The following is a 7,370-nucleotide window of genomic DNA, read 5'->3' as shown; positions in this document are numbered from 1 at the left end:
CCCCCTGCCATGGAGATGATGGCTACGAAATATTATCGGCGTAAATCGGCGGGAATCAGCGTCCGGTCCGTCACTTGTTCTGCCCGGTCTGCAGCAGCTTGTTCAGGTCCTTGTGCTGTTCCAGCAGTTCCACCGCCTTCTGTACCTGGGCGTCGCCCTCCAGCAGGAATGCGGTCATGGCCTGGTCGCCGTAAAGTTTGGAAAGCAGCTCCCGCTTGATGCCCTTTTTGATGTAGGCTTCGCTTTCCTTGAAATCCGGTTCGGTGTATTCGAATTTTTCTTCGGCCAGAAGTTTTTTGAACTCGGCCAGCATCGGACCGTCAACTTCCAGGGTCCGGGGCAGGTCCTTGCGGGTGACGGTGTACTTGACCGCGAACTTGAAGAACAGGGTCTTGCGCTCCAGGTTGCTCTCCAGCTTTTTCAGCAGGGGCAGGTCCACCTTGACGTCGGGGATGATGCCGCCGCCGCCGTAGACCGTGCGCTTAAGCCCGCCCAGGGTGATGAACTTCTCCTTGGGGGCGGTGGAGTCCTCCTCCAGGCTGTCCAGCTCGCCCGACTGCCAGGCGCTGTTGTCCCGGTGGATGCAGCGGCCGGAAGGGGTGTAGTACTTGGCGGTAGTCAGCTTCATGGCGATGGAATCTCCCAGGGGGATCACGGTTTGGACCGAACCCTTGCCAAAGCTGGTCTGGCCGATGATCAGCGCCCGGTCCCAGTCCTGCATGGCGCCGGCCACGATCTCGGAGGCCGAGGCCGAGCCCTGGTTGATCAGCACCACCATGGTGCCCTTTTTGGAACCGTACAGCGGATCCGATGACACCTTGAAATCGCGGTTGGCGTCCGGCAGACGGCCCCGGGTGAACACCACCATCGAACCCTTGTCGATGAAGTTGCTGGAGATGTCCACCGCTTCGTTCAGCAGCCCGCCGGGGTTGTTGCGCAGGTCCAGGATCAGCTGCTTGGCCCCCTGGCTTTCCAGCACCTGGATGGCCCGGCCCAGGTCGGGGCCCGATTTTTCGGAGAAATTGGCCAGCCAGATGTAGCCGATCTTGTTCTTGACGAACCCGGAATAGGGGATGCTCTTGATCTCGATGTTGGCCCGGGTGATGGTGAAGTCCATCGGCTGGTCCACCCCCTCCCGCTGGATGGTGATGGTGACGTCGGTGCCGGGCTGTCCCCGCAGTTTTCCGATGGCCCCCTCGGTGGTGATGCCCCGGGTGGAAACGTTCTCTATCTTTATTATCCGGTCTCCGGCCTGGATCCCCATCCTGGCGGCCGGGGTCCCGGCCATGGGCGAGACCACCGTCAGCACATTGTCCCGGATGTCGATCTGGATCCCCAGCCCGCCAAAGCTTCCCTGGGTGCTGATCCTCAAGTCTTTTAGCGTTTTGGCGTCCAGAAACTGGGAGTGGGGGTCAAGGCTGCCCAGCATCCCCCGGATGGCGCCGTAGATCAGCTTCTGGGGGTCGGGGGCCACCACGTAGCGCTCGTAAACCGTGCTGAAGACCTGGCGGAACAGTTTCTGGTACTGCAGCACCTGGTCGGTCATCTGGCTTTGGGCGTAAAGGGCGAACATCCCTCCGGCCACCATGCTGAACACGGCAATGCCGGCGATCAGCGTAAAAAGCTTGCGCTTGGTGATCATGATCTTATTCCCTTCCTCCATATTTTTGGAGTCCTTTTTGAACTTGGCTTTTGGTTGGGGCCTGGATTACTTTAAACGATTATGCACCAGCTGCCGGACTGCGGCCTGGATCACGTCCGGGGGAAAACTGCCGTCCAGCACCTTTACCCTGGCCGGTTCGGCTTTGGCTATGGACAGAAAGCCCCGCCGCACTTTTTGGTGAAAGGCCCTCTCCTGTTTTTCCATCCGGTCCAAGGCCCGCTTTCTTTTGGCGGCCCGGGCAAAACCCTGCTCCACCGGCAGGTCAAAGACCAGGGTCACCCCTGGCCAGCAGCCGTCCACCGCTATCTGGTTCAGCTGTTTCACCATCTCCAGGTCCATTCCCCGGCCGTAGCCCTGGTAGGCGGTGGAGGAATCGGCGAAGCGGTCGCAGACCACGATCTTGCCGGCCTTAAGCGCCGGGATTATCACCTGGACCAGATGCTGGGCCCGCGAGGCCTGCAGCAGCAGCAGCTCGGTCAGCGGGGACATGCTATGGTTTCTGGAATCCAGCAGCACCTTGCGGATCTTCTCGGCCAGTGGCGTCCCGCCCGGCTCCCGGGTGACTATGACCTGATGCCCCCGGCTCTTCAGCCACTTGGCCAGTAGCATGGCCTGGGTGGTCTTGCCGCAGCCCTCGATGCCCTCAAAGCTGACAAACAAACCCTTACTTTTTTGCATACAATATTCTGTAAACTCTAAAACACAATCACTAAACCCTAAACAAGCCCAAAGCAATAAATACGAAGCATTAAACTACCAATTATTTGATCTTTGAAATTGAAATTTGTTTAGAGTTTAGAGTTTAGAGTTTATAATTTAGTTTTTTAGTGTTTTGGTTATTTCCGTCCCAGTCTCTTGATGTACTCTTCCACGTTCCGCTGGGCCTGGTCGTCATGCACCTGCACCATGGGCGACTTCATGAAATAGCTGGAGGGCTCCAGCATGGTTCCGGAAAGCTTGTGGTCCATGGCCAGCTTGGCGCAGCGCACCGCGTCGATCACCACCCCGGCCGAGTTGGGCGAATCCCAGACTTCCAGCTTCATCTCCAGGTTCAGCGGCACGTCGCCGAAGGTCTGCCCTTCCATCTTGATGTGGCAGTACTTGCGGTCCAACAGCCAGGGCACATAATCGGACGGGCCGACGTGGATGTCGTCGGCCGGCATCTTGTAATCCAGCATCGAGGTCACGGCGTTGGTCTTGGAGATCTTCTTGGACTCCAGCCGCTCCCGCTCCAGCATGTTCAAAAAGTCGGTGTTGCCGCCGAAGTTCAGCTGGTAGGTCTTCAACAGCTTGACCCCGCGGTCCATGAACAACCGGGTCAGCACCCGGTGGGTGATGGTGGCCCCCACCTGGGATTTGATGTCGTCGCCGATGCAGGGCACTCCGGCCTTCTTGAAGCGGTTGGACCAGTACTGCTCGCGGGCGATGAACACCGGGATGCAGTTGACGAAGCCGCACTTGGCCTCCAGGATCTGTTCCACGTACCACTTGGTGGCCTCTTCCGAGCCCACCGGCAGGTAGCTGACCACCACGTCGGTCTTGGTGTCCTTCAGCAGCTGCACGATGTCCACCGTGGAACCCGGGGCCTTCTGGATGATCTGGGAGAGATATTTGCCCAGGCCGTCGTGCAGCATGCCGCGCTGGACGGTGATCCCGCTCTTGGGCACCTGGCAGAACTTGAGGGTGTTGTTGGGCTTGGTGTAGATGGCGGTGGCCAGGTCCTTGCCCACTTTGTTCTTGTCGATGTCGATGGCGGCCGAGAATTCAATGTCCGAGATGTGATAGCCGCCCAGGTTGACGTGCATCAGCCCGGGAACCTTGTCGCTGGGCTTGGCGTTGCGGTAATAGTGGACGCCCTGGACGAAGGAGGAGGCGCAGTTGCCCACTCCGATGATGGCCACCCGGACCTTGCGAGAGCCGCCCTTTGGAGCGGGGGGCTTGATCGTTTTCCTGGCAATGTTCTTTCCCATGTGGTCCTTTCTGAAAAACTAAATTTTTATAATATTTGCTTGTTTGATTTACGAAGGAAGGTTCTGCCCCTTGGTCCGGTTCCGGACATGCAGTATCCGCTGGATGGCGGTGACGTTGGTGAAGACGGCCAGGATCCACAGGGCTGCGGTGAAGATCACGTGCCATTTATCATTGTGGGTCACGCTGGTGAAGATCCCTGTAAACACCGTGCCGGTGATTATCACCGCGATCCGCTCCGGGCGCTCCATGATGCCCACCTTGCAGTCCTCGCCCAGCCCCTCGGCCCGGGCCCGGGTGTAGCTGACCATCAGCGAGCCCACCAGGGCCAGATCGGTCAGCAGGGCCTGCAGCCACATGGCCTTGGTGGAATAGAAATAGGAGAGTCCGATGAACATGGCCAGCTCGGAATAGCGGTCCAGCACCGAATCGTAGAACATCCCGAACTTGGTGACGTTGCCCGAGAGCCGGGCCAAAGATCCGTCGATGGCGTCGCAGATGGCGGACAGCAGGGCCACCAGGCCGCCCCAGAAGAAATGATTGGTGGCAAACAGCAGGCCGGCCCCCAGGCCGAAGATGAATCCGGCCGTGGTCAGCCAGTTGGCCTTGACCCTGGCCTTGGCGAATAGATTGATGAACGGTTTGAAGAGGTTGACAAAACCCTTATTGAGCCATTCGGGAAACATTGTTCATCCTGCCTTTCCGTCTATTACAATTACATATTCTCCCCGGGGCTTTTTGGTCTGATACTGTTGAGCCAGCTCGGCGATGTCGCCCCGTTCGAATTCCTCGTATATTTTGGTGAGCTCCCGGCCCAATACCGCCTGGCGGGGCGAGAAGGCTGCGGCCAGGTCGGACAGGGTTTTGGCGATCCGGTGCGGCGACTCGTACATCACCAGAGTGGCGGAGCCCTCCTTGAGCTCTTCCAGCAACCGGGCCCTTTTTCCGGACTTTATGGGCAGGAATCCCAGGAACAGGAACCGGCTGGGGTCCAGCCCGGAGCAGACCAGGGCGGAGATCAGCGCGGTGGCGCCGGGAATGGGCACTATCCTGATCCCGGCCCTGACCGCCTGGGCCACCAGGCTCACCGCCGGGTCGCTGATCCCGGGGGTACCGGCGTCGGTCACCAGGGCCACCTGCCGGCCGGCCAAAAGCTTTTCCACCAGCTCCGGCGACCTTTGCTCCTGGTTGTGGGAATAAAAAGAGCACAGCGGTTTTTTGATGTCAAAATGTTTCAGCAGCTGGCCGGTATGCCTGGTGTCCTCGGCCGCTATCAGGTCCACTTCCTTTAGGACCCTCAGCGCCCTGAGGGTGATGTCCTCCAGATTGCCGATGGGCGTGGCCACCAAATACAAAATGCCTGTCATATTATGAGCCTTTTAAACGTTTAAACCTTTTGATCTTTTAAACGTTTATCAAAGCAGATCCTTCAGCTTGGAATGCCGTCCGAAGCTGGAGGCTTTCAAGGCGAACCGGAAATCCTTGAGAGCCAGCTGCACCACTCCGTCCAGGCGCTTGCCCAGCACCACCCTAAAGGAATCCACAAAATTGTCAATCCACTCGGCAAAGGCCTTGCCCAGTTCTTCCGGGGTGGCCACCACCTTGCCGCCCTCCTTGGCCTCGCCGTCGGCGGTGTCGAAGTCGTTCAGGAACGGGTAATGCACCGTGGCCGACTCCTTGGACGAGGTCAGGGTCTTGCTGACCACGGTGGGCCCGGCGATCATCTTGAGCTCGCTCACTATCTTGTTCAATGCGTTCAGGAACAGGGTTACCTGGGCCTGGCTGGCCTGCTCGGCCATCACCGGGATCTTGTCGAAGGCGTCTATCACTATGGCGCCGGGTCCGGTGGCCGCCTGCTTCAGCGCGGCCTTGATCACCTCCAGCCCCAGGCTCTCCACCTTCCAGGTGAAATAGCCGGAGCAGGGCGCGCCCTCCTTGAAGCGGAGATAGGACATGTCAAAGCCCCGCTTGATCTCCAGAAACCCGTCGAACTTTACCCCGATCAGCTTCTCAAAGACCTTCTCGGTGTCCACCGTGGCCAGGTCCAGGTTCTTGAAGGCCGGCTTGACGCTGAAGGTGGCCATGATCATGTCCACCAGCTCCTCCGGGGTCTCGTAGATGGAGACGGTCCCGGTGGTGGAGGACTTGGCCTTGTTTATCACCTCGGCCACCGACATCTGCTTCCGCTCGGAGCGGTTGAAATGCCCGGCATTGACCGGCTCGCCCTTCTTCAGGTACAGGAACTCCACCGCTTCGGGATATACGATCTCCAGGTATCCCGAGATCTTGCTGGCCCGTTCTTTTTTGTTGTCGGCCAAAACGTTGTCCAGATGCACAAATTCCAGCTTGGCATTCTGCAGCACCGCGCGGCCCTTGGGAAATCTCATAGTTGGTTAAGAACTTTATTTTCTATTTTTTGATGACAGAATGATTGAACATTTTGAGCGATGAAACATATATCCTTCGGTCTGTCAGGCACGATACCCGGCTCAGGATGACATTGCAAGAGGACATTGCGGAATGATATTGAAGCCCTTTGCGACCTTTGCGTCTCTGTGTGAAAATATCCTTCGATTTGTCAAGCACGGTGCTCTGCTCAGGATGACTTATAGACCCTTGGTATCTTAGTGCCTTTGTGGTGAACCGGCCCTACATCTCCTTGAACTTCTCCTTGAGCGTGGCGAACTTCCAGAACTCCTCCAGATCGCCCATGGAGGCTATCTTGATCCCGTCGGCCGAGAACTCCATCAGGCCCTGTTTCTGCATCTTTTCCAGGATCTCGGCGGCTTTGGCCTTGCCCACCCCCACCTGGCTGGCAAACCCGTCGGGGGTGTAACTGCCCTTGACCAGCACCCCGGAACCGTCGGGGGCGCCCTTCTCCCGGCCCAGGTTCAAAAGCGAGGCCGCGATCCGGCAGACGTCGTCCTTCTGCAGCAGGATCTTCACCTGCTCGTTGGTCTCGCGCAGCCGGCGCACCAGGCTGGAGATCAGGTAATCCACCATCGGGTTCTCCTGGATCTGGCCCTTGAAGGCCGCCCGGTCCAGGATCAGAAGCGAAACCTCGGTCAGGGCGGTGGCGGTGGCCGAGCGCGGGGCATCGTCCACTATGGCCATCTCTCCCAGGAACGAGCCCTCGGAAAGGGTGGCCAGCACTTTTTTGGCCCCTCCGGCCGAGTTGGATATCTCAACTTTACCCGAGCGTATCAGGTACATTTCCTCGCCCCGTTCACCCTCGCGGAAAAGGATCTCCCCCGCTTTCAATACTTTTTCAAAAGCGCCTTCGGCTTCCGGCATTTTCTGCCCCCTTTATATAAGGTTTAACATAGTATAATATCATAAGTTATGCGCTTCTGTCAACAGCATTTTATAAAGTTGGAAACCAGTATTACGGACTTTGTCTGAAAGTAAAAAAAGCGTTGATTTTTAAGTTTTTTAACAAATTTGTCAAGCGATTGCAATCAAAAAGGGGGAGAGCAAGCTCTCCCCCTTTTTGATCCAGGTCTGGTTACCTGACTATCATCAGCTTCTTAGTGGAACTAAAGTCGCCGGCCTGCAACCGGTAAAGGTATACCCCGGCCGCCATTTGGTTTGCATTCCAGTTGATGGTGTGGTAACCGGCAGGTTTTGTTCCCATATCGAACCGCTTCACCGTCTGCCCGGCCACATTGTAGACTGTAAGGCATACGTTAGTAGCTTTCGGCAGTTGGTACTTGAAGGTGGTCTGACCCTTGGAAGGATT

General features: G+C 57.5%; 8 protein-coding genes. All 8 read right to left on the bottom strand.

Going from position 1 to position 7,370, the window contains the following annotated elements; all coding sequences use genetic code 11:
* Positions 1–70: 70 nt before the first annotated feature.
* Complete coding sequence (locus tag Q7U71_08650) at positions 71–1,642, bottom strand: S41 family peptidase (GenBank protein MDO9391827.1); 1,572 nt, start codon at positions 1,640–1,642, stop codon at positions 71–73.
* 66 nt (positions 1,643–1,708) lie between these two features.
* Positions 1,709–2,341 (bottom strand): dTMP kinase, encoded by a 633-nt coding sequence (gene tmk / locus Q7U71_08645; protein MDO9391826.1) that lies wholly within the window; start codon positions 2,339–2,341, stop codon positions 1,709–1,711.
* A gap of 158 nt (positions 2,342–2,499) precedes the next feature.
* Positions 2,500–3,633, bottom strand: a complete 1,134-nt coding sequence (locus Q7U71_08640; GenBank protein ID MDO9391825.1) for an inositol-3-phosphate synthase — start codon at positions 3,631–3,633, stop codon at positions 2,500–2,502.
* 48 nt (positions 3,634–3,681) lie between these two features.
* Positions 3,682–4,317 (bottom strand): CDP-alcohol phosphatidyltransferase family protein, encoded by a 636-nt coding sequence (locus tag Q7U71_08635; GenBank protein ID MDO9391824.1) that lies wholly within the window; start codon positions 4,315–4,317, stop codon positions 3,682–3,684.
* Between the two features lie 3 nt (positions 4,318–4,320).
* Complete coding sequence (rsmI, locus tag Q7U71_08630) at positions 4,321–4,998, bottom strand: 16S rRNA (cytidine(1402)-2'-O)-methyltransferase (protein ID MDO9391823.1); 678 nt, start codon at positions 4,996–4,998, stop codon at positions 4,321–4,323.
* A gap of 48 nt (positions 4,999–5,046) precedes the next feature.
* Entirely contained in the window at positions 5,047–6,018 is a 972-nt protein-coding gene (locus Q7U71_08625; GenBank protein MDO9391822.1) for a hypothetical protein, read from the bottom strand.
* 262 nt (positions 6,019–6,280) lie between these two features.
* Positions 6,281–6,925: a Crp/Fnr family transcriptional regulator gene (locus tag Q7U71_08620; protein ID MDO9391821.1), complete on the bottom strand. Its 645-nt coding sequence runs from the start codon at positions 6,923–6,925 to the stop codon at positions 6,281–6,283.
* Positions 6,926–7,136: 211 nt separating this feature from the next.
* A partial coding sequence (locus Q7U71_08615; protein MDO9391820.1) for a T9SS type A sorting domain-containing protein occupies positions 7,137–7,370 on the bottom strand: 234 nt, incomplete at its 5' end.

This window comes from bacterium (assembly GCA_030655055.1).
Lineage (GTDB): Bacteria > Edwardsbacteria > AC1 > AC1 > EtOH8 > UBA5202.
Note: the sequence above shows the minus strand (reverse complement) of the source record. Positions and strands in the feature narration are given on the sequence as shown.